25 protein-coding genes are annotated in these 25461 nt (G+C 74.3%); 18 read left to right on the top strand and 7 right to left on the bottom strand.

The genetic code is table 11. The annotated features are described in order from the left end of the window. Positions 1-96 precede the first annotated feature (96 nt). From ACFQ9Z_RS00525 to ACFQ9Z_RS00510, 4 genes are all read left to right on the top strand, one after another. On the top strand, positions 97-1335 hold the full coding sequence (locus ACFQ9Z_RS00525; protein ID WP_383009084.1) for a cytochrome P450: 1239 nt from the start codon (positions 97-99) through the stop codon (positions 1333-1335). A gap of 116 nt (positions 1336-1451) precedes the next feature. Next, positions 1452-2099, top strand: coding sequence for a ScbR family autoregulator-binding transcription factor (locus tag ACFQ9Z_RS00520; protein ID WP_383009081.1), 648 nt, complete (start codon positions 1452-1454; stop codon positions 2097-2099). Positions 2100-2266: 167 nt separating this feature from the next. Then, complete coding sequence (locus ACFQ9Z_RS00515; RefSeq protein ID WP_383009079.1) at positions 2267-3331, top strand: YihY/virulence factor BrkB family protein; 1065 nt, start codon at positions 2267-2269, stop codon at positions 3329-3331. Between the two features lie 55 nt (positions 3332-3386). Further along, positions 3387-4181, top strand: a complete 795-nt coding sequence (locus tag ACFQ9Z_RS00510) for an SDR family NAD(P)-dependent oxidoreductase (RefSeq protein WP_383009077.1) — start codon at positions 3387-3389, stop codon at positions 4179-4181. An 11-nt stretch (positions 4182-4192) separates the two neighbouring features. Here ACFQ9Z_RS00510 and ACFQ9Z_RS00505 read toward each other — a convergent pair whose 3' ends face one another. Continuing rightward, positions 4193-4522, bottom strand: coding sequence for a hypothetical protein (locus tag ACFQ9Z_RS00505; RefSeq protein WP_383009075.1), 330 nt, complete (start codon positions 4520-4522; stop codon positions 4193-4195). Between the two features lie 177 nt (positions 4523-4699). Between ACFQ9Z_RS00505 and ACFQ9Z_RS00500 the strand changes: the two genes are divergently transcribed. Further along, complete coding sequence (locus tag ACFQ9Z_RS00500) at positions 4700-6073, top strand: tannase/feruloyl esterase family alpha/beta hydrolase (protein WP_383010263.1); 1374 nt, start codon at positions 4700-4702, stop codon at positions 6071-6073. 472 nt (positions 6074-6545) lie between these two features. Here ACFQ9Z_RS00500 and ACFQ9Z_RS00495 read toward each other — a convergent pair whose 3' ends face one another. Further along, positions 6546-8129, bottom strand: coding sequence for a glycerol-3-phosphate dehydrogenase/oxidase (locus ACFQ9Z_RS00495; RefSeq protein ID WP_383009073.1), 1584 nt, complete (start codon positions 8127-8129; stop codon positions 6546-6548). Then, complete coding sequence (locus ACFQ9Z_RS00490; protein WP_383009071.1) at positions 8126-8725, bottom strand: TetR/AcrR family transcriptional regulator; 600 nt, start codon at positions 8723-8725, stop codon at positions 8126-8128. Before ACFQ9Z_RS00490 ends, ACFQ9Z_RS00495 begins: the two co-directional genes overlap by 4 nt. Before the next feature lie 83 nt (positions 8726-8808). Between ACFQ9Z_RS00490 and ACFQ9Z_RS00485 the strand changes: the two genes are divergently transcribed. Both ACFQ9Z_RS00485 and ACFQ9Z_RS00480 read left to right on the top strand, forming a co-directional pair. Continuing rightward, positions 8809-10401 carry an FAD-binding oxidoreductase gene (locus tag ACFQ9Z_RS00485; protein WP_383009069.1) on the top strand — a complete coding sequence of 531 codons (1593 nt, stop codon included), beginning with the start codon at positions 8809-8811 and terminating at the stop codon, positions 10399-10401. A 51-nt stretch (positions 10402-10452) separates the two neighbouring features. Further along, the gene (locus tag ACFQ9Z_RS00480) at positions 10453-11355 is read left to right on the top strand and encodes a YegS/Rv2252/BmrU family lipid kinase (RefSeq protein ID WP_383009067.1); all 903 of its coding nucleotides are present in this window, start codon (positions 10453-10455) and stop codon (positions 11353-11355) included. Positions 11356-11394: 39 nt separating this feature from the next. Here ACFQ9Z_RS00480 and ACFQ9Z_RS00475 read toward each other — a convergent pair whose 3' ends face one another. Both ACFQ9Z_RS00475 and ACFQ9Z_RS00470 read right to left on the bottom strand, forming a co-directional pair. Continuing rightward, a complete protein-coding gene (locus tag ACFQ9Z_RS00475) occupies positions 11395-11805 on the bottom strand; it encodes an ATP-binding protein (protein WP_383009065.1) in 411 nt (136 codons plus the stop codon). A gap of 122 nt (positions 11806-11927) precedes the next feature. Beyond that, complete coding sequence (locus tag ACFQ9Z_RS00470; RefSeq protein WP_174266375.1) at positions 11928-12152, bottom strand: hypothetical protein; 225 nt, start codon at positions 12150-12152, stop codon at positions 11928-11930. Positions 12153-12273: 121 nt separating this feature from the next. On the opposite strand from ACFQ9Z_RS00470, the gene ACFQ9Z_RS00465 reads away from it, so the two are divergent. From ACFQ9Z_RS00465 to ACFQ9Z_RS00450, 4 genes are read left to right on the top strand one after another with little or no spacing between them, the layout of a single operon-like run. Beyond that, positions 12274-12783, top strand: a complete 510-nt coding sequence (locus ACFQ9Z_RS00465) for an SRPBCC family protein (protein ID WP_383009062.1) — start codon at positions 12274-12276, stop codon at positions 12781-12783. Next, entirely contained in the window at positions 12776-14395 is a 1620-nt protein-coding gene (locus ACFQ9Z_RS00460; RefSeq protein WP_383009060.1) for a phytoene desaturase family protein, read from the top strand. Before ACFQ9Z_RS00465 ends, ACFQ9Z_RS00460 begins: the two co-directional genes overlap by 8 nt. A gap of 34 nt (positions 14396-14429) precedes the next feature. Further along, positions 14430-14882 (top strand): hypothetical protein, encoded by a 453-nt coding sequence (locus ACFQ9Z_RS00455; protein ID WP_383009058.1) that lies wholly within the window; start codon positions 14430-14432, stop codon positions 14880-14882. Next, the gene (locus tag ACFQ9Z_RS00450) at positions 14879-15781 is read left to right on the top strand and encodes an SDR family oxidoreductase (RefSeq protein ID WP_383009056.1); all 903 of its coding nucleotides are present in this window, start codon (positions 14879-14881) and stop codon (positions 15779-15781) included. Before ACFQ9Z_RS00455 ends, ACFQ9Z_RS00450 begins: the two co-directional genes overlap by 4 nt. Positions 15782-15978: 197 nt before the next feature. Here ACFQ9Z_RS00450 and ACFQ9Z_RS00445 read toward each other — a convergent pair whose 3' ends face one another. Together ACFQ9Z_RS00445 and ACFQ9Z_RS00440 are read right to left on the bottom strand one after the other, a co-directional pair. Further along, positions 15979-17262 carry a glycosyltransferase gene (locus tag ACFQ9Z_RS00445; RefSeq protein ID WP_383009054.1) on the bottom strand — a complete coding sequence of 428 codons (1284 nt, stop codon included), beginning with the start codon at positions 17260-17262 and terminating at the stop codon, positions 15979-15981. A 235-nt stretch (positions 17263-17497) separates the two neighbouring features. Next, positions 17498-18691 carry a cytochrome P450 gene (locus ACFQ9Z_RS00440; protein WP_383009052.1) on the bottom strand — a complete coding sequence of 398 codons (1194 nt, stop codon included), beginning with the start codon at positions 18689-18691 and terminating at the stop codon, positions 17498-17500. Positions 18692-18926: 235 nt separating this feature from the next. Here ACFQ9Z_RS00440 and ACFQ9Z_RS00435 point away from each other — a divergent pair, with 235 nt between their 5' ends. The 7 genes from ACFQ9Z_RS00435 to ACFQ9Z_RS00405 all read left to right on the top strand — a co-directional run bounded on the left by ACFQ9Z_RS00435 (position 18927) and on the right by ACFQ9Z_RS00405 (position 25423). Continuing rightward, the gene (locus ACFQ9Z_RS00435) at positions 18927-20387 is read left to right on the top strand and encodes an MFS transporter (RefSeq protein ID WP_383009050.1); all 1461 of its coding nucleotides are present in this window, start codon (positions 18927-18929) and stop codon (positions 20385-20387) included. Positions 20388-20500: 113 nt separating this feature from the next. Next, positions 20501-20734 carry a DUF2945 domain-containing protein gene (locus ACFQ9Z_RS00430; RefSeq protein WP_383009048.1) on the top strand — a complete coding sequence of 78 codons (234 nt, stop codon included), beginning with the start codon at positions 20501-20503 and terminating at the stop codon, positions 20732-20734. 34 nt (positions 20735-20768) lie between these two features. After that, positions 20769-21257, top strand: coding sequence for an MSMEG_6728 family protein (locus ACFQ9Z_RS00425; protein ID WP_383009046.1), 489 nt, complete (start codon positions 20769-20771; stop codon positions 21255-21257). Positions 21258-21322: 65 nt separating this feature from the next. Further along, a complete protein-coding gene (locus ACFQ9Z_RS00420; RefSeq protein ID WP_383010261.1) occupies positions 21323-22144 on the top strand; it encodes an oxygenase MpaB family protein in 822 nt (273 codons plus the stop codon). Between the two features lie 107 nt (positions 22145-22251). Continuing rightward, positions 22252-23934, top strand: a complete 1683-nt coding sequence (locus ACFQ9Z_RS00415; RefSeq protein WP_383009043.1) for a PP2C family protein-serine/threonine phosphatase — start codon at positions 22252-22254, stop codon at positions 23932-23934. Continuing rightward, positions 23931-25022 (top strand): B12-binding domain-containing protein, encoded by a 1092-nt coding sequence (locus tag ACFQ9Z_RS00410; protein WP_383009041.1) that lies wholly within the window; start codon positions 23931-23933, stop codon positions 25020-25022. The genes ACFQ9Z_RS00415 and ACFQ9Z_RS00410 overlap by 4 nt, the downstream gene beginning before the upstream one ends. After that, the gene (locus ACFQ9Z_RS00405; RefSeq protein ID WP_383009039.1) at positions 25019-25423 is read left to right on the top strand and encodes an STAS domain-containing protein; all 405 of its coding nucleotides are present in this window, start codon (positions 25019-25021) and stop codon (positions 25421-25423) included. Before ACFQ9Z_RS00410 ends, ACFQ9Z_RS00405 begins: the two co-directional genes overlap by 4 nt. Positions 25424-25461: the final 38 nt, after the last annotated feature.

Genomic DNA, 25461 nt, shown 5'->3' with positions numbered 1-25461 from the left:
GAGCGGGCGCCCTCCGGCGCGCGGAAGCGGACATCGCTGCCATGGGCACGTCGCCACGCAACAACGTGATGCAGGACCGACCCAGGGAGCACACCGATGGAACAGACCGCCTGCCCTTACGCCTTGGACCTGATGGGCGGGGACCACATGGGCGAGGCCGCGGCGCTGCGCGCCCAGGGCCCCGCGGTACAGGTCGAGTTGCCCGGCGGGGTCCTCGCCTGGGCCGTCGTGCGGCAGACGTACGTGGAGCGGCTGCTGACCGACCCGCGCGTCTCGCGCAGCGCGCGCCTGCACTGGCCGCCGTTCGTCGAGGGCGAGATCACCGAGGAGTGGCCGCTCTATCCGTGGGTGGCGAACGAGAACATGCTGTTCGCGTACGGGGAGCACCACACCAGGCTGCGCCGCCTGATGGCCGGCGCGTTCACCGCGCGGCGCTCCGAGGCCCTGCGGCCCCGCGTGCGGGAACTGTCGGCCGAACTGCTCGGCGAACTGGCCGCGCTGCCGCCCGGCACCCCGGTCGACCTGCGCACCGCCTACGCCGAGGTGCTGCCGCTGCGGGTCATCTGCGAGCTGTTCGGCGTGCCGCGCGGCGCGGAGACGGACGCCCTGTCCGCCGCGCTGAGCACCGTGTTCAGCTCCACCGTGCCCGCCGCCGAGATGGAGGCCGCCCGGCTGGAGGCCTTCGGGCGGCTGGCCGCACTGGTCGAGGCCAAGCGGGAACACCCGGGTGACGACCTCACCAGTTCGCTGATCGCCGCCCGGGACCAGGGCGACCGGCTCACCGAGGACGAACTGCTCGGCTCCCTCTTCATGTTCATCGCCGCCGGTCAGGACACCACCGCCACCCTCATCACCAACGCGGCCGGCGCCCTGCTCACCCACCCCGGACAACTGGCGCACGTGCGCGCGGGCCGCGCCGGCTGGCCGGACGTGGTCGCCGAGACCATGCGCGTGCACACGCCCGGCGCCTACGCGCCGATGCGGTTCGCCGTGGAGGACATCGACCTGGACGGAGTGCGGATCCGCAAGGGCGACTGCATCCTCGTCAACTTCGCGGCGGGCGGCCACGAGACCGAGCGGCACGGGCCGGACGCGGACCGCTTCGACCTGCTGCGCGAGCGCGACCGGGACATCCTCGGCTTCGGCCACGGACCGCACCGCTGCCTCGGCGCGCCGCTCGGGGAGATCGAGGCGGCCTCCGCGCTGTCCCGGCTCTTCGAGATGTTCCCGGACGTGCGACTCGCCTGCGCGCCCAAGGAGTTGGCGCCGCTGCCGACGTTCATGCTGAACGGCTACCGGTCGCTGCCCGTCCTGCTGAACCCGCAGGCCTCCTGAGCGCGCGCCGACGCCCGCCGGGCCTTGCCGTGCCCGTCCCCCATAAACATACTGAACGTGCGGTTTACGGGGCTCGGAATCGGCCTGCCTCCGCGCCGGCCCAGGAGGAGGGCGTCATGGTCAAGCAGGCACGGGCGGCTCGCACCCGGCAGGCCCTGATCCGCGCGGCGGCGGAGGCCTTCGCCCACGACGGCTACGCCCGCGCCTCCCTGCCCGCGATCAGCGGACGGGCCGGGGTCAGCGCCGGCGCGCTGCACTTCCACTTCCCCAGCAAGGACGCCCTCGCCCGCGAGATCGAGGGCGCCGCCGCCTGCTCGGTGCGGGAGCTGGCCGAGTGCGCCCGGTCCGCGGAGTCCGGGGCGGCGGGGACGCTGGTCGCCGCGATCCGCCGGCTGGTGGTGGCCCTGGCCGCCGACCCGGTGGTGCGCGCCGGGTTCGTGCTGAGCGCCGACCCCGCGCGGGGAGAGGGGACGGCGGTGCTGGACACCTGGCACGACTGGGTGCGCGACACCGCCCGGCAGGCCCATGAGGCGGGGGAACTGCGCGCCGGCGTCTCGCCCGAGAGCATGGCCACGGTCGTGGTGGCGGCGACGGTGGGCTTCGAGCGGCTCGGGGGGCCGGGGCGCGACCCGGAGTCGGAGGAGCGCATGCTGGAGTTCTGGACCTGCCTGCTGCCCCGGCTGACCGCCGCCCCGCCCGCCCGGATGCCGGCCGGCGAGCCGGTCGCCGCGCGGGGCGCCGGAAACAGCATGGCCGGCCTGTAGCCCGCCGTTCCACGTCGCCGCGCGCCGACCGCACCACGAGCGCACCGCGGCGCGCGCCGGGCAGCCGGTAGGGGCGTATCCCGCCGCGGCGGGCGGCCTGACGGTGAACCGTCCGTGTCCCCGGCCCCCGGGCTGCGTAATCGCGCCCTGCGGGGTACCCGGTGCACATGGCAAAGCTGCATCTTCCAGGGCACAGGGACCACCACGGCGGCGACGAGGCGCAGGAGCCCGAGCCGCCCTCGCCGCAGGAGGCCGGGCCCGGCCCGGAGGTCCAGCGGCGCGAACCGGACGCGCCGACCAAGCTGCCGAAGGCGGCGTGGGGCCGGGTCCTCAAGGGCTCGCTGCGCGAGTTCAAGGACGACGAGCTGACCGACCGGGCCGCGGCGCTGACCTACTACGGCGTGCTGTCCCTCTTCCCCGCCCTGCTGGTGCTGGTCTCCCTGCTGGGCATCACGGGCAAGTCGGCCACGGACAAGGTGCTCAGCAACCTCAAGCACCTCGCCCCCGGCCCGGCCCGCGACATCCTCACACGCGCGGTGGAGCAGCTGCAGGGCAGCGCGGGCACCGGATCCGTCCTGGCGATCGTCGGCGTGGTGCTGGCCGTCTGGTCGGCCTCCGGCTACGTCGCCGCCTTCATCCGCACGGCCAACGCCGTCTACGACGTCCCCGAGGGCCGGCCGATATGGAAGATCCTCCCGGTCCGCCTCGGGGTGACGGTCGTGCTGATGGTGCTCGCCGTGATCAGCGCCCTCATCGTGGTGTTCACCGGCGGCATCGCCCGGCGCGCCGGTGAGGCCCTCGGCATGGGCGACGCGGCGCTGACGGCCTGGGCGATCGCCAAGTGGCCGGTCCTCGTCGTCCTGGTCACCGTGATGATCGCGATCCTGTTCTGGGCGAGCCCGAACGCCAAGGTGAAGGGGTTCCGCTGGGTCACCCCCGGCAGCTTCCTCGCCCTGCTCCTGTGGCTGATCGCGTCGGCCGGGTTCGCGCTGTACGTCGCCGGGTTCTCCTCGTACAACAAGACCTACGGGGCGATGGCCGGCGTCATCGTCTTCCTCGTCTGGCTGTGGATCAGCAACCTGGCGATCCTGCTGGGCCTGGAGTTCGACGCGGAGACCGCACGGCAGCGGGCGATCGCCGGCGGCAACCCGCCGGACAAGGAGCCGTACGTCGAGCCGCGCGACACGCGCGCGTGGGACGAGCGGGACGTACGCCGGCTGGACGACGCGTGAGCGAGCGGGGCCGCGATCCGGTAGAGCGGCCCGCGCGCGGGGAACCCCTCGTCGCATGCACATCGATCTGACAGGACGCACCGCCCTGGTCACCGGCTCGACGCAGGGCATCGGCGCCGCCATCGCCGCCGGTCTCGCCCGCGCCGGCGCCCGGGTGGCGGTGAACGGACGCAGCGAGGAGAGCGTGTCGGCGGCGGTCGCCGCGCTGGGCCGGGAGGTCCCCGGCGCCGAACTGGTGCCGGTGGCCGCCGACGTGGCGAGCGAGGAGGGAGCCGAGCGGGTGACCCGGGCGCTGCCGCGGGTGGACGTCCTCGTGAACAACGTCGGCATCTTCGGATCCGCCGACCCGCTGGAGATCACCGACGCCGAATGGCGGCGGTACTTCGAGGTCAACGTCCTGGCCGCGGTGCGGCTGACCCGGGCGTACCTGCCCGGCATGACCGAGCGCGGCTGGGGGCGTGTCCAGTACGTCGCCAGCGACTCGGCCGTCGTCATCCCCGCTGAGATGATCCACTACGGGATGTCCAAGACGGCGCTGCTCGCGGTCAGCCGCGGCTTCGCCAAGAAGGCGGCGGGCACCGGCGTGACGGTGAACTCCGTCATCGCCGGGCCCACCCACACCGGCGGTGTCGAGAACTTCGTGTACGAACTCGTCGACCGCTCCCTGCCCTGGGAGGAGGCCCAGCGGGCCTTCATGCGCGAGCACCGCCCGCAGTCCCTGCTGCAACGCCTGATCGAGCCGGAGGAGATCGCCAGCATGGTCGTCTACCTCAGCTCCGAACAGGCCTCGGCCACCACCGGGGGAGCGCTGCGCGTCGACGGCGGGTACGTCGACGCGATCCTGCCCTGACCCTTCGCGCGCTACCAGGTCACCGGCAGGACGCGCGGCCCGCGGATCAGTCCCTCGCGCTGGAACTCGACGTCCTCGTCCGCCACGGCGAGCCGGAGCCGCGGGAAGCGGCCGAGCACGGCCCGGATCATGACCTCGGCCTCCATCCGGGCCGTCAGGGCCGCCAGACAGAAGTGCGGGCCGTGCCCGAAGGCGACGGCGTGGGGATCCTCAGGATCGCCACCGAGGACGTGGAGGTCGGCGGCCGGCTCATCCGGGCCGGCGATGTCGTCTGCAACGCCTCCGTCGCCGCCAACCGCGCCGCCGACGGCCCGCACGCCGGGAGCGGTCCGGGCGCCCACGGCGACGGGATGCGCCGTGTCTCGCCATCCGAGGCACCCCCATGTGCGTGCGTGCCACCGGTGACGCTCGCGATGTGTGGCTGCCGACCATGTTCCGGCAGGTGTGGGAGGCCAACCATGTGCACGGCACGCTCCAGCACCTCCGTACCCGCACCACCGGACCCGGAAGGCCGCACCATGCACCCCAGCCGTCGAAGCACCCTGCTGTCCGCCGCCCTGCTCGCGGCGGCGACCGTCACCCCCGCGGCCTCGGCCCGGGCCGCCGACGGCTCGCCCGGCCGGCGCCCCGGGCGGGGGCCGGTCACGGTCCCGGGTGCCGAACTGCAGCAGACCTCCCGGCACGACGACCTGACGACCAGCGCCCTCGCCGGCACGCCCTGGACCGACACCGCCGACTGGGCCGGGCTCACCGCCCGGGGCACCCGCAACCCCACCGGCGTGCCCGGTCTGCAGATCGACGGCTACTTCCCGGGGCCCTCGCGGCTGAACACGCTGCACGGCTGGAACCACGACGCCCAGTTCGTGATCCGGCTGCCCGACGACTGGAACGGCAAGCTGGTCGTCACCGGCGCCCCGGGCGTCCGCAGGCAGTACGCGATGGACACCCTCGTCTCCGACTGGGTGCTGGCCCAGGGGTACGCGTTCGCCGCCACCGACAAGGGCAACAGCGGGCCCGACTTCTACACCGACGGCAGGCGGCCCGGTGACGCCGTCGTCGAGTGGAACCGGCGCACCACCGAGCTGACCCGCGCGGCCAAGGCGGTCGTCGCCCAGTACTACGGGCACGCTCCGCGCCGCACCTACATGACCGGGATCTCCAACAGCGGCTACCTCACCCGGTGGCAGCTGGAGAACCACCCCGAGCTCTACGACGGCGGGGTGGACTGGGAGGGGCCGCTGTGGCGCGCGGAGGGCCCGAACCTCTTCACGTTCCTGCCCACCGCCGTCGCCCGCCAGCTCGGCCGGGCCGGCGACGAGGACATGTACGCGGCCGGGTTCGCCCGCGGCTCGGAGTTCCTGTGGCCGTACCACGAGAAGGCCTACTGGGGACTGACCCAGAAGACCTACCGCGCCGAGTTCGACCCCGGCTACGACCCCGACTGTCCCGGCACCTCGGCCGGTTCGACGGTCGAGGAGATCTTCGCCCCCTGCCCCTCCGACGCCGGCTACGACTACGCGTCCCGGCCCCGCGCCGTCCACGACGCGGTCGCCCGGGTCGCGCTCACCGGCCGCATCGGCAAGCCCATGATCACCGTGCACGGCACCCTGGACGCGCTGATCCCCATCCGGGTCCAGTCCGACCTGTACGCCCGGATGATCGCCGAGCAGGGCCGCTCCCGGCTGCACCGCTACTACCGGATCGAGGGCGGCACCCACGTGGACAGCCTCTACGACACCTACCCGGACCGGCTGCGCCCGATCCTGCCCTGCTACCGCGCCGCCTTCACCGCCCTGACGGCCTGGGTCGAACGCCACGAGGAGCCCCCGGCGAGCGGCACGGTGCCCCGGCCGGCCTCCGGCGACCTGGTGAACACGGGGTCGCTGACGTGACCCCGCGGCCCCCGTCGCCGACGTGACCGCGCGGCGGCTGTCCCGGGGGTCGGTGGCTGTCGCCGGCGGGGGTTTTCCGGGCGGCGGGTTCTCCGGTCGGTGACCGGCGGCCGCCGTGCGGTGCGTGTCCCGGGGTTCGGTGGCCGTCGCCGGGCGGGGTGCCGCCTGGGCCGCGGGAGCGTCGGGTCGGTGACCGGCGGCCTGGTGCAGGGGGGCCGTTGGTGTGACCGCGCGGCGCCTGACCCCGGGTTTCTGCCGTCGCCGGACCCGGTGCTGCACGGCCGGCCGGTGTACCGGCCGGCACAGGCGGCGCGCCGGCCTCGGTCGGACCGTGGGACGGCCCGTCCGGGGTCGGCGCGCCCGGCCGGTCACCCGCGACGGCGTCCACCGGACCGCGTCGTGGTCCGGTGGAGCGCGCCGACCCCGGACGACGCCGCCTCTCGGACCGGGCCGGCCGGGTTCGCATCCGACCTCAGCGGTGTCCGGCGGTCGCGCGGTCCAGGGCGTCGTGAGCGGTGGCGAGGGCCTCGGCGCGGTCCTCGGGGACCAGGCCGATGCGGGTGCGGCGGTCCAGCAGGTCGGCCGCGTCCAGGGCGCCCTCGTGCAGTGCGGCCCAGACGAGTTCGGCCCGGGTGACCGGGTGGCCCGGCAGCACGGGTTCCGCCAGCGCGGGATCGCGTTCGGCCAGGGCCCGGACGGCCGGCGCCTCGGTGCCGTGCCGGCGGACCAGGCGGCGCGGCGCGGGCAGGGAGCGCAGCAGCCCGGGCGCGGCGGCGCCGACCAGCGGCAGCTCCGCGGTGGGGGAGGGGCGGGCGTTCAGGCCGCGGGCCGCCAGGGCGGCGTCCACCGCGTCCTGCGCCATCCGCCGGTAGGTGGTGAGCTTGCCGCCGACGACGGTGGTCACGCCGTCCGGTGAGGTGAGGACCGCGTGCCGGCGCGAGATGTCGGAGGTCCGGGCCGGGGCGTCACCCGCGCTCGCGGCCCCGCCCGCGTCCAGCAGCGGGCGCAGCCCGGCGAAGGCCCCGACGACCTCGTCCCGGTGGACCGGGACGTCCAGGACGGACCCGAGCACGTCCAGCAGGAAGCCGATGTCGGTCTCGGGCACCTCCGGGACGTCCGGCAGGGGGCCGTCGACCGGTTCGTCGGTGAGGCCGACGTAGACGCGGCCGTCGCCCTGCGGCAGGACCAGCACGAAGCGGTTGGTCTCGCCGGGGATCGGGATGTGCAGCCCGGCCGGCAGCGTCCCGAGCCGCTCCGAGCGCAGGACCAGGTGGGTGCCGCGCGAAGGGCGGATCCGGATGCCGCCGGCCAGTTCGCCGGCCCACACCCCGGTGGCGTTGATCACCACGCGGGCGCGGATCCCGCCCTCCTCGCCGGTCAGTTCGTCCCGGACGCGGGCGCCGGTCCCGGTCAGCTCCAGCGCCCGCACCCGGGTCAGCACCCGGGCGCCGTGCGCGGCGGCGGTGCGGGCCAGGGCGGTCACCAGCCGGGCGTCGTCCGTGACCCGGCCGTCCCAGGACAGCAGCCCGCCGCGCAGCCCGTCGGCGCGCACCGCCGGCGCCAGGTGCCGGGCCTCCGTCGCCGACAGCCGGCGCGGCGCGGGCAGCACCTGGCGCGGCGTCCGCGCGGCGAGCCGAAGCATGTCCCCGGCCCGGAACCCGGCCCAGGCCAGCGAGGCCTGGGCGCGTGACACCAGCGGGGTCAGCGGCAGCACGAAGGGCTGGGCGGCCACGAGGTGCGGGGCGGTCCGGGTCATCAGCACGCCGCGCTCCACGGCGCTCTCGTGGGCGACGTCGAACTGGGCGGAGGCCAGATAGCGCAGCCCGCCGTGGATCAGCTTCGAGCTCCAGCGCGAGGTGCCGAACGCCAGGTCGTGGGCGTCGACCGCGACGACGTCCAGCCCGCGGGCGGCCGCGTCCAGGGCCGCTCCGGCGCCGGTGGCGCCGAGCCCGACGACCAGGACGTCGCAGACCCGGCCGTCCGCGGCCTCGGCGAGTTCGCGGGTGCGCCGGGCCGCGCTGAGGGACGAGCCGGGTACGGCCTCGGGACGGCTCATGGCGTCAGGGTCCTCTCCAGAAGGGTGCGCAGCTCGCCGAGCAGGGCGGCGGAGTCGAGACAGGGGTCGTCCTCGTCGGTCATCGTGCGCAGGGACAGGGCGAAGGACTGCACCACCAGCAGCAGGGCGCGTGCCTGCCGCTCGGTGTGGGCGGTGCGCACCGAACCGTCCGCGTGGCCCTCGCGCAGCGCGTCGGCCAGCAGCGCCAGCAGCGCCTCCTGGCTGGTGCCGCGCCGGTCCAGGACGTAGGGGAGCAGCAGTTCGGGGTCGACGTCGACGATCTTCCGGAAGAGGGGGTGCGCGCGGAACGCCTCCACCCCCGCCACCAGCCCGTCCACGATCCGGGCCCGGGTGACCGTGTCCGGCGTGGGTTCCGGTATCGCGCGGGTGGCCACGTCGATCCACTCACGGGTCATCAGATCGCCCACCAGAGTGCGCAGGTCGGGCCAGCGCCGGTACAGCGTCATCCGCGAGACACCGGCGCGGCGGGCCACGTCGGCCAGGGTCGTGCGGCGCACCCCGACGGCCAGCACGCAGTCGCGCACCGCGTCGAGCACGGGATCGCTGTCCGAACCGTTGTGACGAATAGGCGTCATGTGTCACAGTGTAACGCCCCGGGGGCCGGGCGGAGCCGCCGCCGCGCGAACCGAGCACACCGACCTGTGAGGACGACCCTTCGATGGACATGCTGTGGAACGGCTGGGGCGACCCGGCGAAGGCCGCACCGCTGCCCGCCGCGGTGACCGGACTGCTGCGCGACCTGCTCGGCGTCACACCGCGCACCGCGCCGGCGCTCGCGCTGGAGGACATCCGGCTGCCCGCTCCCACGGCCGGCCCGGCCGCGCTCGAGGCGCTGGCCGAGGCCGTGGGCGGCGACCGGCACGTGCGCACCGACGCTGAGAGCCGCATCCGGCACACCCGCGGCAAGTCCACCCCCGACCTGCTGCGGCTGCGCACCGGCGATGTCTCCGACGTCCCGCAGGCGGTGGTCCTGCCCGGCTCCCACGACGACGTCCTCGCCGTACTGCGCGCCTGCGCCGCGCACGGCCTGGCCGCCGTCCCGTTCGGCGGCGGCACCTCGGTGGTGGGCGGACTCGCCCCCGAACACCGCGCCTTCGTCGCCCTGGACCTGCGCCGCATGAACGGCCTGCTCGACCTCGACCCGGTCTCCCGCACCGCCGTCCTCCAGCCCGGCCTGCGCGCCCCCGAGGCCGAGGCCCTCCTCGCCGAACGGGGCTTCACCCTCGGCCACTTCCCGCAGTCCTACGAGTGGGCCACCATCGGCGGTTTCGCCGCCGCGCGCTCCAGCGGGCAGGCCTCCGCCGGCTACGGCCGCTTCGACGACATGGTGCTCGGACTGACCCTCGCCACCCCCGAGGGCACCATCGACACCGGCCGCGCCCCCCGCTCCGCCGCGGGACCCGACCTGCGCCAGCTCGTCCTCGGCTCGGAGGGCGCCTTCGGCGTGATCACCTCCGTCCTCGTACGGATCCGCCCGCTGCCGCAGGTGCGCCGGTACGAGGGCTGGCGGTTCGCCTCCTTCGAGGAGGGTGCAGCGGCCCTGCGCCGGCTCGCCCAGGACGGCCCGCGGCCCACCGTGCTGCGCCTGTCCGACGAGACCGAGGCGCTCGTCGGCCTCGCCCAGCCGGACGCCATCGGCACCGGGCTCGCGCAGGGCGACGCCGGCTGCACGGCGATCACCGGCTACGAGGGAACCGCCGAGGACACCGCACGGCGCCGCGAGCGGGCGGCGGCCGTGCTGCGGGACTGCGGCGGCACCCCGATCGGCGCCGAACCCGGCGAACGCTGGGCGCACGGCCGCTACTCGGCGCCCTACCTGCGCGACGCGCTGCTCGACGCGGGCGCCTTCGCCGAGACACTGGAGACCGCCGCGTTCTGGTCCCGCATCCCCGACCTCTACGCCGGGGTGCGCGCGGCCCTCACCGACACCCTCACCCGGGCCGGCACCCCGCCGCTGGTCATGTGCCACATCTCGCACGTGTACGAGAACGGGGCCTCCCTCTACTTCACCGTCGTCAGCGCCCAGGGCGCGGACCCGGTCGCGCACTGGGCGCCCGCCAAGCACGCCGCCAACGACGCCGTGCTCGCCGCCGGCGGCACCATCAGCCACCACCACGGCGTGGGCACCGACCACCGCGACTGGTACCTCCGGGAGGCGGGCGCCCTCGGCGTGGCAGCGCTGCGCGCCGTCAAGCACCGCCTCGACCCGCGAGGGCTCCTCAACCCGGGCATCCTGCTGCCCACCGACTGACCCACCCCGGCCCCTGTTCCGCTCCCACCGTCACCGCCCGGAGGCACACCGATGCGACAGTTCACCGCCGTCGTCAACCCGACCGCGGGTGACTCGACCGGGGCGGCGTCACTGCTCCAGGTGGCCCGCCTGCTCCGCGCGGCCGGTGCCGGACTGGAGACGGAGTATAGCCACAGCCTCGCCCACGCCCAGGACATCGCCCGGCAGGCCGGAGCACGCGGCCGGGTGGTCCTGGCGGTCGGCGGCGACGGCATGGCCGGCGGCATCGGCGGTGCGCTCAGCGGCACCGGCACCGTCCTCGGTCTCGTGCCCGCCGGGCGGGGCAACGACTTCGCGCGCGCCCTCGGCCTGCCCCGCGACCCCGCCGCACTCGCCGGGATCCTGCTGCACGCGGAGCCCGCGCCGGTCGACACCATCGAGGTCGAATCGGCCGTCCACCCGCGCACCGTGGTCCTGGGCAGCGTCTACGCCGGGGTCGACGCGCTCGCCAACCGGCACGCGAACACCACCCGGCTGCTGCGCGGCGCCGCCTCGTACTACGCGGGCGGCCTGCGGGCCGTCACCACCTGGCGGCCGGCCGACTACCGCGTCACCGTCGACGGCGAGGAACACCGGCACCGCGGCTACACCGTCGTAGCCGCCAACTCCCCCTACTACGGCTTCGGCCGCCTCATCGCCCCCGGCGCGCGGGTCGACGACGGACTGCTCGACGTCGTGCTGATCCGCGAGGCGCCGCGCCTGCTCTTCTTCACGCTGATGAACGAACTGAAGACCGGCGCCCACGTACGGCGCCCGGAGGTACGGGTGCTGCGCGGACGCGAACTGCGCATCGAGGCGTCGCGGCCCGTCCCCTACGGCGCCGACGGCGAGGTGGAGGCCACCCTGCCGGTGACGCTGCGGGTACGCCCCGGCGACCTGCCCGTGCTGTACCGGCCGGGCACCGCCGGCGACTGACGGACCCTCCCCGGGCCGGCCGCGCGGGGGGAGCATGAGTCAGCCGGCGTCGGGCGGCCGGAAACAGGCGTGCACGATCTTGCCGTCCGGACAGGGACGGGCCTGCCAGGTGTCGGCCAGCGCGTCGACGAGCAGCATGCCGCGCCCGCCCGGACGCTCGGTGTCGGCCGGGCGCGGTACCGGCAGCCGCCGGGAACGGTCGTGCACGGTCACGTGCAGACAGGAGCTGTCCCAGGTCAGCACGAGGTCGGCCGCGCTGTGCGCGTGCACGTGGGCGTTGGTGACCAGTTCCGAGATGGTCAGCAGAACGTCGTCCATGGTCTCCGGCGCCGACTCGGCCCAGCCCAGTGACATGAGATGTTCGCGCGCCCAGTCGCGCGCGGTCCTGACGCTCGAGTTCAGCGGCAGCGAGCGCGCCCAGCCCACCGCCCGCAGTGATGATTCGCCCAAGGGATGCCTCCAGCTGTGGCCGTGCCGACGCGCGTACCCGCTCGCAGCGGTCGTACCCCAACGGGCGCACCGGAACCGGGCAGCGCGCCGACGTTCCCCGGAGGCCGTGCGGCCCGACGCGCTCAGGTCCGGGTCTCGGCCTCCCACCGGTCCGGGCCCATGCCGCGCCAGTCGATCAGCGGCGAGTCCGCCACTTCCTCCGGCTCGATCTCCAGGCCCGCCCGGCGCAGGAACTCGACCAGATCGCGCACGCTGTGCGCGAGGCCGAGGATCTCGCCGTCGACCCGCACCCGGCGTCCGCCGGTCGGGGACGGCAGCTGCACGATCACTGGACGCTTCCCGGGCATGGCTCCAGCATCGGCCGAACCGGCCGCCCGCGCACCCGGGACGGCGGGCCACGTGTCGGACGGGGCCAGTCAGGGCACTCGGCGAGGACAGGCAAACGGACGTATGCAGCAGGAGGCGCACGTGGCGGTTCGGCATCGTCTGATCAAGACCAGTCCGGCCAGGGTCTGGCAGGTGCTCGCCGACGGCAGCCGGTACGCGCAGTGGGTGGTGGGAACCGCCGCGTCCCAGCCGAAGGACGGTGAGTGGCCGCAGGAGTCGGCGTCGATCAGCTACCAGATCCGGCTGGGCCCCTTCGAGGTCGGCAACGAGACGGTCGTACGGCGCTGCGTGGAGGGATCCGTCCTGGAGCTCGAAGCCAAAGCGGGTCCGCTCGGCACCGCCCGCATCTGCATCGAGCTGCGCAAGTGGGGTGAGTACTGCCTGGTCATCGTCGACGAGCACCCGCTCCAGGGCGCGGGCGGGACCCTGCACAACATGGGCTTCGAGATGCTGATCCAGCTACGCCACCGGGCCATGCTCGCCCGCCTGGCGAAGACCTGCGAGGACGGCGACACCACCGAGGAGCGGGAAGGTCGGTCGCGGCCGCTCGGACGGTACGCCACGGGTGGGAACGGAGCCCGCCATGCCTGACGCGGTGGTGATCGGGGCCGGCCCCAACGGCCTGGTGGCCGCCAACCTGCTGCTGGACGCGGGATGGAGCGTCAGCGTCCTGGAGGAGCAGCCGGAGCCGGGCGGCGCCGTCCGGCACGACCGGGGCGTGGACCCGGACTTCGTCAGCGACGTGTTCAGCTCGTTCTACCCCCTTGCGGCCGCGTCCCCCGTGCTCTCCGCGCTGCACCTGGAGGAGCACGGACTGCGCTGGACCCACGCGCCGAGTGTGCTGGCCCACCCCCTCTCCGACGGCAGATGCGCCGTGCTGCACCGGCGGACCGACGAGACGGCGGCGTCCCTGGAGTCCTTCGCGCAGGGCGACGGAGCCGCCTGGCATCGCCTGTTCGGGCTGTGGCAGAAGCTGCGGCCCGATTTGCTGGGCGCCCTGTTCACCCCCTTCCCGCCGGTGAAGGCCATGGCGCGGCTGGCCCTCGCCGTGCGCGCCTCGGGCGGCCTGCGCGTGGCGCGGTCCCTGCTGCTGCCGGTGCGCCGCATGGGGGAGGAGGAGTTCCGCGGCGAGGGCGGCCGGCTGCTGCTTGCCGGCAACGCGCTGCACGCCGACCTCGCGCCCGAGTCCGAGGGCAGCGGGGGCTTCGGATGGCTGATGTCCATGCTGGGGCAGACCTACGGCTTCCCCGTGCCGGTGGGCGGCTCCGGCGAGCTCACCGCGGCGCTGGTACGGCGCCTGCTCAGCCGTGGGGGAGAGCTGCACTGCGGGCGGCGCGTCGCGCGGGTCGTGGTGCGCGGCGGGCGGGCCGTGGGCGTCCGCACGGCCGACGGGCAGGCGGTGCCCGCCCGGCGCGCCGTGCTCGCCGACGTAGCGGTGCCCACCCTGTACCAGGAACTGGTCGGCGCCGAACACCTGCCCGGGCAGACCCAGGACGACCTGCGGCGCTTCCAGTGGGACTTCGCCACCTTCAAGGTCGACTGGGCACTCGACGGACCGGTGCCGTGGCGGGACGAGCGGGCGGCCGGCGCCGGGACCGTCCACCTGATCGACGGGATGGACGAGCTGACCCGCTTCGCCGCGCAGATCGCCATGCGCCAGGTGCCCGACCGGCCGTTCTGCCTGTTCGGCCAGATGACCACGGCCGATCCCTCTCGTTCCCCCGAGGGCACCGAATCGGCCTGGGCCTACACGCACATCCCGCAGGACATCCGCGGCGACGCAGGCGACGAGGGCATCACCGGGAAGTGGGGGCCCGACGACCAGGAGCGCATGGCTGACCGCGTCGAGCGCCACGTCGAGAGCTTCGCGCCCGGCTTCCGGTCCCGGGTCCGCGGCCGCCGTATTCTGGCCCCGCCCACCCTGTGGTCGCTCGACGCCAACCTCGTCGGGGGCGCCATCAACGGCGGCACGACCGCCATGCACCAGCAGCTCGTCTTCCGCCCGCTGCCCGGCACCGGACGGCCGGAGACCCCCGTCCCGGGTCTCTACCTGGCCTCCGCCGGCGCCCACCCCGGCGGCGGTGTGCACGGGGCGTGCGGCGCGAACGCGGCCCGGGCCGTGCTCCGCGGCCACCGGATCAAGGGTCTGGCCGGCGCCCAGCGGATGCTGGCCCGGCGCGACCGGGCCGGCCGCAGGCACTGACACCGGCCGGCGACAGCGAACAGCAGGGAGCGGTATGAGCGGACACCAGGACGGCCCCGACCGCCGGCACCGGCGCCCCGAGGGCGTCGACGACAAGACGGTCGAGGCCCTCGGATCACTGTCGAAGGCCCTGGAGACGACGGAACGGGCCCGGGGCCGCCTCTACGACTTCCACCAGCTCACCGGCGGCGCCGATCTCGAACTCGACCGCGCGGTGCGCCTGTTGCGGGAGGCCGGGCACACGGAGTGGGCCGACAGGGTCGAGACGGAGATCCTCGGCCGTAACGTCATCCCCGGCCACTGGACGTTCCAGATCGTCGAGGCCTACGACCAGACCTACTACCGGCCCTTCCAGGAGCTCGAACGCGGCGCGGTCGACGAACTCGCGGACGGACGCGACCACTTGTACGAGGCGGAGATGAAAGAGGCCCGCCGTACCGCCGGGCACCCCCACCACACGGCGCGCCCGGGGGCAGGGGAGACATGACCCCCGCCGCCGACAGCCCGCTGCGCGGCCGTGTGGTCGTGGTGACCGGCGCGGCACGCGGCCTGGGCGCCGCGCTCGCCCACGAGGTCGCCCGGCGCGGCGGGGTGCCGGCGCTGCTGGGTCACGAGCCGGCCCTGCTGGCCCGGGTCGCCGCCCGGCTGCCGGGGCCGGCCCTGGTCCACGAGGTCGACATCACAGACGCCCCGGCTCTGCGGGCCGCCGCCGAGGAGGTGCGCCGCCGCCTCGGGCGCCCGTCCGCCGTGATCGCGAACGCCGGTGTCGCCGAGGGCGGTCCCTTCGCCTCCTCCGACCCCGCCGAGTGGCGCCGGGTGATCGAGGTGAACCTCGTCGGCAGCGCCCAGACGGCCCGGGCCTTCCTGCCGGACCTGACGGCCACGGCCGGCTTCTACCTGCAGATAGCCTCCCTGGCCTCGATGGGCGCCGCACCGATGATGAGCGCCTACTGCGCCTCCAAGGCCGGGGTGGAGGCCTTCGCGCACTCGCTGCGGGCCGAGGTGGCCCACCGCCGGGTCGGCGTGGGCATCGCCTACCTCAACTGGATGGACACGGAGATGATCCGGGACGCCGACCAGCACGCCGTGCTGCGGGAACTGCGCGGCCACATGCCGCCGCCCGCGCGCCGGGTGTACCGCGCCGACGTGGCCGCGGCACGGGTCGTCCGCGGCCTGGAACGCCGCCGGACGGCGATGTACGTACCCGCCTGGCTGCGGCTCGTGCAGCCGGTGCGGGCCGCCCTGCCCCCGGTCGTCCTGCGGCTGTCCCGCCATGAGCTGCCCCGCCTCGAGGCGCGTGAACCCCTGCTGCACACCGGGCTGCTCGGCGCCGGCGGCGACGCCGACCGCGCGGCGGCCGGAACCGGGGGACAGGACTTCCGGTGACCGCGACGAGGGACTCGAGGGGACGGGAGCGGGGCGGGACCGGAACCGGGCCGGCGCCTGATGGCGCCGGCCCGGTCCGCGCCGGGGTGCCGGACGGGCCGGGCGCCGGGCCGTATGCCGCACGGTGGGGGTGCCCGACGGTGCGGGTGCCGGAGGCTGTGGGTGCCGCGGCGTGCGCCGCGGCACCCACCGGAGCGTCAGCCCCGGTCGGCTAGCTTGCCGATCAGATTGACCGCCGTGCCCACGCCGTCCTCCACGCGGAGCCGTTCGCCGATGGCGGCGGCGCGCTCGCGCAGGTCGTCGCCGACCAGCCGGTCCAGCACGCCCACCAGGTGCTCGAGTCCGAACTCCTGGAAGTTCGCGTATCCGCCGACGCCGAGGCGGGCCACGCGGTCGCCCCAGAACGGCTGGTCGCTGAAGACGGTGTAGATCCAGGTGGGCAGCCCGGCCGTCAGGCCGGCGGCCGTGGTGCCGGCGCCGCCGTGGTGCACCACGGCCCGGCAGCGCGGGAACAGCCAGTCGTGGTCGACGGCGCCCACCAGCCGCACGTTCTCCGGCAGGTCGCCGGTCAGGCCGGACAGGTCCGACCAGCCCACGCCGACCAGCAGCCGCAGCCCGGTGCGCCCGGCGGCCCGCACGATCAGGTCGACCAGCTTCTGCGGGTCCAGCACCGGCATGCTGCCGAAGCCGAGGAAAACGGGCGCCGGGCCGTCGGTGAGCCAGTCGGCCAGCCCGCCGGGGATCACCGCCTCGCCCACCCGTTCGCGCACCGCGTGCGGAAGCCGCCAGAAGCCGGTGACCGTGTTCTGCGGCGCCCAGTCGTGCGGGCGCGGGACCACCTGCTCGCTGAACGCCTGGAGCGTCGGCAGACCCAGGTCCACGGTCCAGGTCAGCGCCGCGCTGGGGGCCGGCAGCAGGCCGAGCGAGTCGCGGAACTCGTTGATGTCGTCCTTCTTGCCCTGCCAGTAGACATCCTCGGCCACCCGGTGGGTCTGGAGGTGGTACTGCTCGGCAGGGACGCCGTCCGGCACCTCCATGGGGGTCAGCGGTTGCGGGAACTCGTCGGTCAGCAGCCACGGCGTCAGGTGCCCGAGGACGATGGGCGTCCCGCGCGACTGGGAGACCGCGAGCGCGTAGTCCTCGGTGTTGACGCCGGTGACCAGGACGTCGGCGCCCTCGGCCGCCGCCAGCACCGAGGCACCGATGGTGTGCCGGGCCTCCGACAGCATCTTCGCGATGCCCGCGAGGTACGCCTCCACGTTCCCGGCGGCCAGCCAGCGCCGGCCCTCCTCGGAGCGCAGCACCTCGCGGACCTCCAGGTCCATCTCGACGAACTCGGCGTCCGTCCCCGCGACCAGGCGGCGGGCGTCGCGGGGCGCGGCGAACACCACCTCGTGACCGGCGTCGATCAGGCCCTGGGTGAGGGCCACGTACGGTTCGAAGTCGCCGCGGCTGCCGGCCGTGGACACACCGATCCTCATGCGGCCACCTCCGCCCGGCGGGACGCGGCCTCGGTGCGCCGGACCGTTGGCTGTTCCATCTCGTACCTCACTTCGTCGGGTGCCTCGTTCGCACGGTTTCGGGTCTTGCGGGTCTTGCGGATGTGGCGGGTGTCGCGGCACGGGCGCCGACGGTTTATGGGAGCGCTCCCACTTGCCGCCGGCACCCGGACGCGCTTCTCTCTCGCCGTCGACTCGACCTTCGTCGCGGTGTGGGCTACCAGATGACCGGCAGGCTCCTCAGGCCGTACACGAGGGTGTCGGTGCTGACGGCGACCTCCTCCCGGGGCACGGCGAGCCGCAGTCCGGGCAGGCGGCGGAAGACGGCGCCGATCGCCACCTCCAGTTCCATGCGGACCAGCGGGCCGCCGGGGCAGAAGTGCGCACCGTGCCCGAAGGCCAGGTGGTGGGTGTTGTCCCGGTGGATGTCGAACTCCGCCGGGGCGGCGAACACGGTCTCGTCGTGGTTGGCGCCCGGGATGGAGACGATCACGGCGTCCCCGGCGGCGATGCGGGTGCCCCCGATGGTCAGCTCCTCGGCGGCGACGCGGACAACGTTGTCCTGGGCGATCGACCAGTAGCGCAGCAGCTCGTCGACGACCTTCGGCAACAGGCCCGGATCGGCGTGGAGTTCGGCGAGCACGTCGGGCCGGTCCAGCAGGGTGAAGACGCTGAGCGCGATCTGGTTGGCCGTCGTCTCGTGGCCGGCGATGAGCATCAGCCGGACCAGCGCCACCAGGTCCTCGCCGGAGAGCCGGCCGGTGCGCACGTAGTCGACGGTCAGCCGGCTGAGCAGGTCGTCCCGCGGTTCCCCGGCTCGCGCCTCGGCCAGCCGGGCGAGGTACTCGGTGGTGGCGATGAACGCCTCGATCGCCTTTTCCGGTTCCGCCTGGTTGAGTATGGCGCTCGTATTCTCCTTGAATTCGGTCATGTCCTCGTCCGGAACTCCGAAGATCCGGGCGATCACGATGCACGGGAGCGGCAACGAGAAAGCCGCGTGGAAGTCCACCGGCCCGGTCGCCCCGGTCATCTCGTCCAGTAACTCGTCCGCCACCGATTCGATGAGCGGTCGGAGTATCTGGGTGCGGTGCGCGGTGAAATCCGGCGCCACCATTTTCCGGTAGGTGCCGTGTTCGGGCGGATCCATGCGCCAGAAGGAGACGGCCCTCGGAGGTACCGGGAACAAGAGCCGATTCGGCCAGTTCGGGTGCTGGTCGTCGACGCTCAGCCGGGGCTCGGCGAGGGCTTGGCGCACATCGGTGTGACGGGAGATCAGCCAGGCGCGCCGGCCGTTCCGGAGCTGGACCTCACGCGGCGGGCCGTCGCGGTACTCGGCCAGAGCTGGAGGTTGGGACATCGGACACGTGCGCGGGAGCGGCCACTCCATGGGGGTCGCCTCAGCGTGGATCATGATTCCCTTTCTCGTTGCGCGGTCGGCTCGGATAGCGCTTTCTCGGAGGGGGTGAACGTGGGTCGCACCCAGCTTGAGCAGGCCCGCTGACACGGCGCTGACATGGCCGAATTCTTTCCGTGGGTCGTATGCGAAGATGCTCTCGGTGTCCTGGGTGTCATGGACGCGAATATCTGTGCACGTGATGTCGCACGCCATTCGAAACGTAATGAGATAAATCCCCGAGGGGGCATTCATGGCGACCGAGGAGTTGTCCGGGCCGGAGCTGATGGAGGCGCCCGCCGCGCCCTCCCAAGAGCCGCCGCGCTGGAGTCCGCTCGTACTGGTGTCGCTCGGCACCTTCATCACGGTGCTGGACTTCTTCATCGTGAACGTCGCCGTACCCGACATGCAGAGCGAGCTGCACGCGAGTTCCGTCGCCGTGCAGTTCGTCCTCGCCGGATACGGTCTGCCGCTGGCCACGTTGATGATCACGTCCGGCCGGATGGGCGATCTCTACGGCAGGCGGCGGCTGTTCGTGCTCGGGCTCGCGCTGTTCACCGCCGCTTCCGCCTGCGCCGGACTGGCGCAGAACCCCGAACAGCTCGTGGCGGCCCGGGTGTTCCAGGGCGTCGCCGCCGCGCTCGTCACCCCGCAGGTGCTGGCCCTGCTCGGCGCGATGTACGAGGGGCGGGCCCGGGCGGTGGCGTTCAACGTCTACGGCCTGGCGATCGGCATGGCCGCCGTGTTCGGGCAGCTCATCGGCGGCTCGCTGATCGCGCTCGACCCGGGCGGCCTCGGCTGGCGGGCGATCTTCCTGGTCAACGTGCCCATCGGGCTGGTCGCGGTGGCGCTGGTGCCCAGGCTGGTCCCCGAGTCGCGCGGCGGCGGGGGCGCCGGCCTCGACGTCGTCGGCATGCTCCTGGTCATGATCGGCCTGGTCGCCGTCGTCCTGCCGCTGACCGAGGGCCGCGAACTGGGCTGGCCGCTGTGGTCGGTGCTCTGCCTGGTCGCGGCGGTGCCGGTGCTGGGGGTGTTCGCGCTGCAACAGCACCGGGGCACGGTCCGGGGCGGCTCACCCCTGGTCGACACGGTGCTCTTCCGCTCGCGGACGTTCTCCGTAGGACTGGTGGCCATGATGTTCTACTTCGCCACCATGGGCGCCTGCTTCCTGGTGCTGTCCCTCTACCTCCAGCAGGGGCGTGGCATGTCGCCGCTGGGTTCGGGCCTGATGTACCTCCCGATGGGCGCCGGCTTCTTCGGCGCCACCGCCCTCGGCGGCAGCGCCGTGAGCCGGCTCGGCAGGTGGGCCCCGGCGGTCGGCGCCTTCCTCGTCGCCCTCGGCTACGGCGGACTCGCCCTCCTGGTACGGGAGATCGGCGCGGGCGGCGAGGTGGCCCTGCTCGCCCTGCCGCTGCTGGTGGCCGGGGTCGGTATGGGCCTGACGATGGCGCCGCTCTCGGCCATGGTCCTCGCACCCGTGGGCCCCGACCACGCGGCCGCCGCCTCCGGCGTCCTCACCACCGCCCAGGAGATCGGCGCGACCGTGGGCACGGCCCTGACCGGCAGCATCTTCTTCCGCCTGGTCTCCGACCACTCCGGCCCGGCCACCGCCCCCCACGCGTTCAGCGTCTCCCTGACCGTCCTCGTGGCGTTCGACCTGCTGGTCGTGGCCCTGGTGGGCTTCATGGGACGGGCGAAGGAGGGCGCGGTCTGACCGGGAGGCCGGGGGGACCGGCGGACCGGAGGACTGGCGGCCGCGACAGGGGGGACCCGGCGAAAGGACCGACGTCCATCGGCAGGGGGGCCGCCAGGGAAGGACCGATGACCATGGCCAGGAACAAGCGCCAGGGCTCCGGCGAGGATCTCTCCAAGGGCGACACGGTGGCCTGGAAGAGCCATGGGAGGACCGCTGAGGGCGAGCTCGAGCGGAAGATCACCGAGCGTACCGAGGCCGCCGGGCGCACGGTGGACGCCTCCACGGACGACCCCCAGTACGAGGTCCGCAGCGACAAGTCCGGCAAGCGGGCGGTGCACAAGCCGTCCGCCCTGCGCAAGAAGTGACCGCGGACCGCCGCGGAAGGCGAGGACGGCCGCCATGCAGACGTTCCTGCCCGACCCCGACTTCCACCGCTCCGCCCTGCTCCTGGACCGCCGGCGACTCGGCAAACAGCGTGTCGAGGCGCTCCAGGTCCTGCGCGGCCTGACCGTCCCGGGATACGGCTGGCGCCGGCACCCCGCAGTGCGCATGTGGACCGGCTACGAGGAGGCCCTGGTGCGCTACGGCCTGGAGATCTGCCGGGTCTGGCGGGACCAGGGCCACCAGGACAGCTGCGCCGCCTCGCTCGTCGCCGGCCTCGCCGGCGAGCGCCCCGGCGCACCCGTGCGCGACCAGCCGGCTCTCGCGGCCGCCGGCGAACTGCCGCCCTGGCTCGGGGACGAGGACTTCCACCGCAGCCACCAGTCGGCGCTCGTCCGCAAGGATCGCGACGCCTACGGACGCACCTTCCCCGGCGTGCCCGACGACCTGCCGTATGTGTGGCCGCGGTCCGACCGGGAACGAGAGGGGGTGCCCGCCGGCGAGTGACAGCGGCGGCCTACGGGAGACGGGAGTGAGCCGTGCTGCCGGACCTGCGCGCCCAGCTCGGCGCGATGCTCTTCCGCCGGGTCGCGGGCCCCGACGGCGGGGCGATCCGCGCCCGTATCCACCAGACCCCGGGCCCGCGCTGGTTCGGCCCCGACCGGCCCATCCGGACCGTCCACGGCGACGCCTCGATGTTCATCGGCGGTGTGAGCGCCCTGCTGCTGCAGTCCCTGCACCCCCTCGCCATGGCGGCCGTGGACGCCCACTCCGGCTACCGCGGCGACCCCTGGGGGCGGCTGCAGCGCACCAGCGCCTTCCTGGCCGTCACCACCTACGGGACGGCGTCGGACGCCCAGGCGGCCGTCGACCGGGTCCGCGCCATCCACGAGGGGGTGCGCGGACGCACCCGTGAGGGTGATCCTTACCATGCCGCCGACCCCCGTCTGCTCGGCTGGGTGCACACCGCCGAGACGGAATGCTTCCTGCGCGCCCACGAACGCTACGGGGCCCACCGCCTGGACCCGGCGGGCTACGACGGCTACGCCGCCGACGCCGCGACCGTCGCCGAGGCCCTCGGGGCGGCCGACCCGCCGCGCGACCGCCGCGCCCTCGCCGACCGGCTGGAGCACTACCGGCCCGAGCTCCGGTCCACCCCCGAGGCCCGGGCCGTGGCCCGCTTCCTGCTCCTGGAACCGCCCGTGCCGCTCGTCGCGCGCCCCCTGTACGGCGCGCTGGCGGCGAACGCGGTGAACCTGCTGCCGGACTGGGCCCGCGCTCTGCTGCGGCTGCCCAGGCTCCCGCTGGTCGAGGACCTCACCGTGCGCCCGGCCGGTCACCTGCTCACCCGCACCATCCGCTGGGCGATGGCGCCGGCCCGGCCGTCGTCCTGACGGTGTGCGAATGCGTGGGGGTGGCTTGCTTCCCGGCGATGGATGCGGGACGGTTGCCGAAGGACAACATCCCCTCGAGCAGGAAGGTGGTGGGGCGCGCGGAGTGCGTGCCCCCGCTTGTGTGCGCTTCCCCGAGTTCATTTGCCGACCCGCGGGACGCCGGCGTCAACGTCGGCGCGACCTGGGGTGATGCCCCCTACCCGGTCCTCGTCATCGACCGGGACGGCGCTCTCGTCGGCCTGAACGCCGCCGCCCGCCGGCTCCTGCCGCACGGGAACGGCGACGGTGCGCGGCAGCACCTGGTGCCGTCCTGGCTGTGCGCGGCCCACCGGCGTCTCACCGACGGATCGGTAGGCACCTTCGCCGGCCCCCTGACCGGAGAGATCGACGAACGCCGCTACGAGGCGCATCCCACCCCGTCCGAGGACGGCGCGGTGGTCTGGTGGCTCATCGACGACACCGACCGGCGCGTGGCCGAGACCGCGCTGCTCAGCGCGCAGGAGCGGGTCGCCGTCCTGTCCGCGGTGTCCAGCAGGCTGCTGTCCACCCTCAACGTGCCGCGCTGCGCGGAGGCGACCGTGTCGATGGCGGCGGAACACCTCGCCGAGGCCGCGGTGCTCGTGCTGCCCCCGCAGGGGCGCCGGCACTCCCTGACCTACGCCCAGCGGGGCCGGCCCGTCCAGCGGGCGCAGCGGCAGATCGACCCGCGGGCTGTGCACGGCCTGGCCGAGGCCCTGCAGGGCTTCCCGCCGGTGCCCGCCCGGTGGATCGACCCCGACGGCCTGCCCGACTGGGCGGTCCCGGAGGGCTTCGCCGGGCCCGTCGGCTCGGTGATCGTCACCCCGCTGCCCGGGCACGGCGTTCCCGCCGGCGCCCTCATCCTGCTCCGCTCCGGCACCGAGCGGGCCTTCACCGAGGGCGAGGAGATCTTCGCCAGGCTGTTCGCGGCCCGGGCCGGAGCCGCCCTGTCCGCGGCCCGGCTCTACACCGAACAGGCCGCCGTCACGGCCACCCTGATGCGTGAACTCCTGCCGCCCGCCCTGCACACCGTGGACGGGGTCGAGTACGCCGGGCAGTACCGCCCCGCCCGGGACGAGGAGCGGGTGGGCGGTGACTTCTACGACTTCCACCCCGGCGCCGAGGCCTCGCAGGAAACCCTCGTCGTGCTCGGCGACGTCGCCGGCAAGGGCCTGGACGCGGCCGTGCTGACCGGCAAGATCCGCAACACCCTGCACGCCCTGCTGCCTCTGGCCGGGAACCACGACCAGGTGCTGAAGCTGCTGAACGGCGCCCTGCTGACCGCTCAGCACACCCGGTTCGCCACCCTGGTGCTCGCCTCCGTGCGCCGCCGGGACGACCGGGTGCACGTGCGGCTGACCAGCGCCGGGCACCTGCCGCCGCTGATCGTCCGCCAGGACGGCAGCGTGGAGGAGGTGCCCACCCGCGGCACCCTGGTCGGCGCCCTGCCGGAGATCAGCTCGGTCGGCGCCGAAGCGGTGCTCGCCCCGGGCGAGACCTGTCTGCTGTACACCGACGGCATCACCGAGGCACGCGGCGGGCCGCTCGGCGACGAGATGTTCGGCGAGCGGCGGCTGCGGCGGACCCTCGCCGAGTGCGCCGGGCTGCCGGCCGAGGCGGTCGTGGAGCGGGTCCAGATGATCGCCGCCCAGTGGCTCGGCACCGGCCGCCACGACGACATGGCCGCCGTCGCCGTCAGCGCACCCGCGAAGGCCCCGGCGGGCGCCGCGGACCACGCCGGGGCGGGAGAGCGCGCCGGGAGGTCGGAGTGAGCGTTCCGATACGGGTGAGCCTGCTGCGGGACCGGCTCTGGCAGGCCGTCGTGGACGGCGACGAGTACAGCGCGGTAGCCGTCGTGCACGGCGCGCTCGCCGAGGGCGTCGCCGAGGAGACCGTGCTGCTGGACGTCATCGCCCGGGTCCAGGAGAAGGTCGGCGCCGAATGGGCCGCCAACCGCATCAGTGTGGCCCAGGAACACGCCGCCACCGCCATCAACGAACGGGTCGTCGCCGCCCTCGCCCACCGGCAGGACGGCGACCCGCGGCGCGGGCACCGGGGACGCGTGACGGTCGGCTGCGTGGACGGGGAATGGCACGCCTTCCCGGCCCGGCTGGTCGCGGAGATCCTGCGCCTGCGCGGCTGGCAGGTGGACTACCTGGGCGCGCAGACACCCACCCCGCACCTCGTCGCGCACCTGCACCGCACCAATCCGCGGGCGGTGCTGCTGTCCGGCTCGATCCCCACCCACCTGCCCACCGCGCACGCGGCCATCACCGCCTGTCAGGCCGTCGGCGTCCCGGTGCTGGCGGGGGGCCGCGCGTTCGGCCCGCAGGGCCGCTACGCCTTCGCGCTCGGCGCGGACCGCTGGGCGGCCGACGCCCGCGGCGCGGCCGCGGCGCTGGAGGCCGACCTGCCGCACCCCGACCCGGCCGCCGCCCGGCAGATCGTGGACGACCTGCCGCACCTGGCCGACCAGGAGTACACCCTGGTCGTCCAGTCGCGCGGCACGCTCGTCAAACAGACGCTGCGAGACCTGGAGGACCGTTTCCCCGCACTGCGTGAGTACAGTGACGAGCAGCGGGAACGGACCGCCGAGGACATCGCGCACGTCGCCGACTTCCTGGCCACCGCGCTCTACGTCGACGACGTCGAGGTGTTCACGGGCTTCCTCCTGTGGACCGCGGAGATCCTCGAGGCACGGCACGTCCCGGCGCTGTCCCTGGTCAGCGCCCTGGACGCGCTGTCCGACCGGCTGCGTGACTTCCCGCGAACCAGGAAACTGCTCCGTGAGGGCGCCACCGCCCTGCTCGAACGCGCCCACTCACCCGCTCACGGACCCGGACCCGACCTGCACGTATGACCCAGCACCCTGCCACCGAATTCAGCCTCACCACGATCAGCGAGCCGTCGGCCCTGACCGTGCGCGTCGCCGGCGAACTCGACTACGACACCTGCGACGAGCTGGTGGAGACCGTCGTCACCGGCCTGGCCGGCCCGCCGGCCCCCCGCCATGTGCGCCTGGACTTCGCCGACCTCACCTGGATCGACTCGATGGGACTGTCGGCGCTGCTGATGATCCACCGGTACACCCGGGCGGCCGGCGCCGCGCTGCACCTGGACAACCGGCCGGACGTCCTGGAGCGCGTCCTGAGCCACACCAACGTGCTCGGCCACCTCACGGCCCCCGTCACGACCCCTGCCGCGGCAGGCGAACCGGGGCCGCCGGAAGAGGGCGGCGGCACCGGGGCGGGGGTCTTGTGACACCGGCCTCGCCTTCCCCGGACCACGGATGGCAGGAT

It is taken from the genome of Streptomyces sp. NPDC056580 (genome assembly GCF_042793175.1).
In the GTDB taxonomy this organism is placed as follows: domain Bacteria; phylum Actinomycetota; class Actinomycetes; order Streptomycetales; family Streptomycetaceae; genus Streptomyces.
Note: the sequence above shows the minus strand (reverse complement) of the source record. Positions and strands in the feature narration are given on the sequence as shown.

Bases quoted from the DNA above. Each gene is read 5' to 3' on its own strand.
- ACFQ9Z_RS00525 (WP_383009084.1), top strand. From the start codon at position 97: ATGGAACAGACCGCCTGCCCTTACGCCTTGGACCTGATGGGCGGGGAC.
- ACFQ9Z_RS00520 (WP_383009081.1), top strand. From the start codon at position 1,452: ATGGTCAAGCAGGCACGGGCGGCTCGCACCCGGCAGGCCCTGATCCGC.
- ACFQ9Z_RS00515 (WP_383009079.1), top strand. From the start codon at position 2,267: ATGGCAAAGCTGCATCTTCCAGGGCACAGGGACCACCACGGCGGCGAC.
- ACFQ9Z_RS00510 (WP_383009077.1), top strand. From the start codon at position 3,387: ATGCACATCGATCTGACAGGACGCACCGCCCTGGTCACCGGCTCGACG.
- ACFQ9Z_RS00500 (WP_383010263.1), top strand. From the start codon at position 4,700: ATGCACCCCAGCCGTCGAAGCACCCTGCTGTCCGCCGCCCTGCTCGCG.
- ACFQ9Z_RS00495 (WP_383009073.1), bottom strand. From the start codon at position 8,129: ATGAGCCGTCCCGAGGCCGTACCCGGCTCGTCCCTCAGCGCGGCCCGG.
- ACFQ9Z_RS00490 (WP_383009071.1), bottom strand. From the start codon at position 8,725: ATGACGCCTATTCGTCACAACGGTTCGGACAGCGATCCCGTGCTCGAC.
- ACFQ9Z_RS00485 (WP_383009069.1), top strand. From the start codon at position 8,809: ATGGACATGCTGTGGAACGGCTGGGGCGACCCGGCGAAGGCCGCACCG.
- ACFQ9Z_RS00480 (WP_383009067.1), top strand. From the start codon at position 10,453: ATGCGACAGTTCACCGCCGTCGTCAACCCGACCGCGGGTGACTCGACC.
- ACFQ9Z_RS00470 (WP_174266375.1), bottom strand. From the start codon at position 12,152: ATGCCCGGGAAGCGTCCAGTGATCGTGCAGCTGCCGTCCCCGACCGGC.
- ACFQ9Z_RS00460 (WP_383009060.1), top strand. From the start codon at position 12,776: ATGCCTGACGCGGTGGTGATCGGGGCCGGCCCCAACGGCCTGGTGGCC.
- ACFQ9Z_RS00455 (WP_383009058.1), top strand. From the start codon at position 14,430: ATGAGCGGACACCAGGACGGCCCCGACCGCCGGCACCGGCGCCCCGAG.
- ACFQ9Z_RS00450 (WP_383009056.1), top strand. From the start codon at position 14,879: ATGACCCCCGCCGCCGACAGCCCGCTGCGCGGCCGTGTGGTCGTGGTG.
- ACFQ9Z_RS00445 (WP_383009054.1), bottom strand. From the start codon at position 17,262: ATGAGGATCGGTGTGTCCACGGCCGGCAGCCGCGGCGACTTCGAACCG.
- ACFQ9Z_RS00440 (WP_383009052.1), bottom strand. From the start codon at position 18,691: ATGATCCACGCTGAGGCGACCCCCATGGAGTGGCCGCTCCCGCGCACG.
- ACFQ9Z_RS00435 (WP_383009050.1), top strand. From the start codon at position 18,927: ATGGCGACCGAGGAGTTGTCCGGGCCGGAGCTGATGGAGGCGCCCGCC.
- ACFQ9Z_RS00430 (WP_383009048.1), top strand. From the start codon at position 20,501: ATGGCCAGGAACAAGCGCCAGGGCTCCGGCGAGGATCTCTCCAAGGGC.
- ACFQ9Z_RS00425 (WP_383009046.1), top strand. From the start codon at position 20,769: ATGCAGACGTTCCTGCCCGACCCCGACTTCCACCGCTCCGCCCTGCTC.
- ACFQ9Z_RS00420 (WP_383010261.1), top strand. From the start codon at position 21,323: ATGCTCTTCCGCCGGGTCGCGGGCCCCGACGGCGGGGCGATCCGCGCC.
- ACFQ9Z_RS00405 (WP_383009039.1), top strand. From the start codon at position 25,019: ATGACCCAGCACCCTGCCACCGAATTCAGCCTCACCACGATCAGCGAG.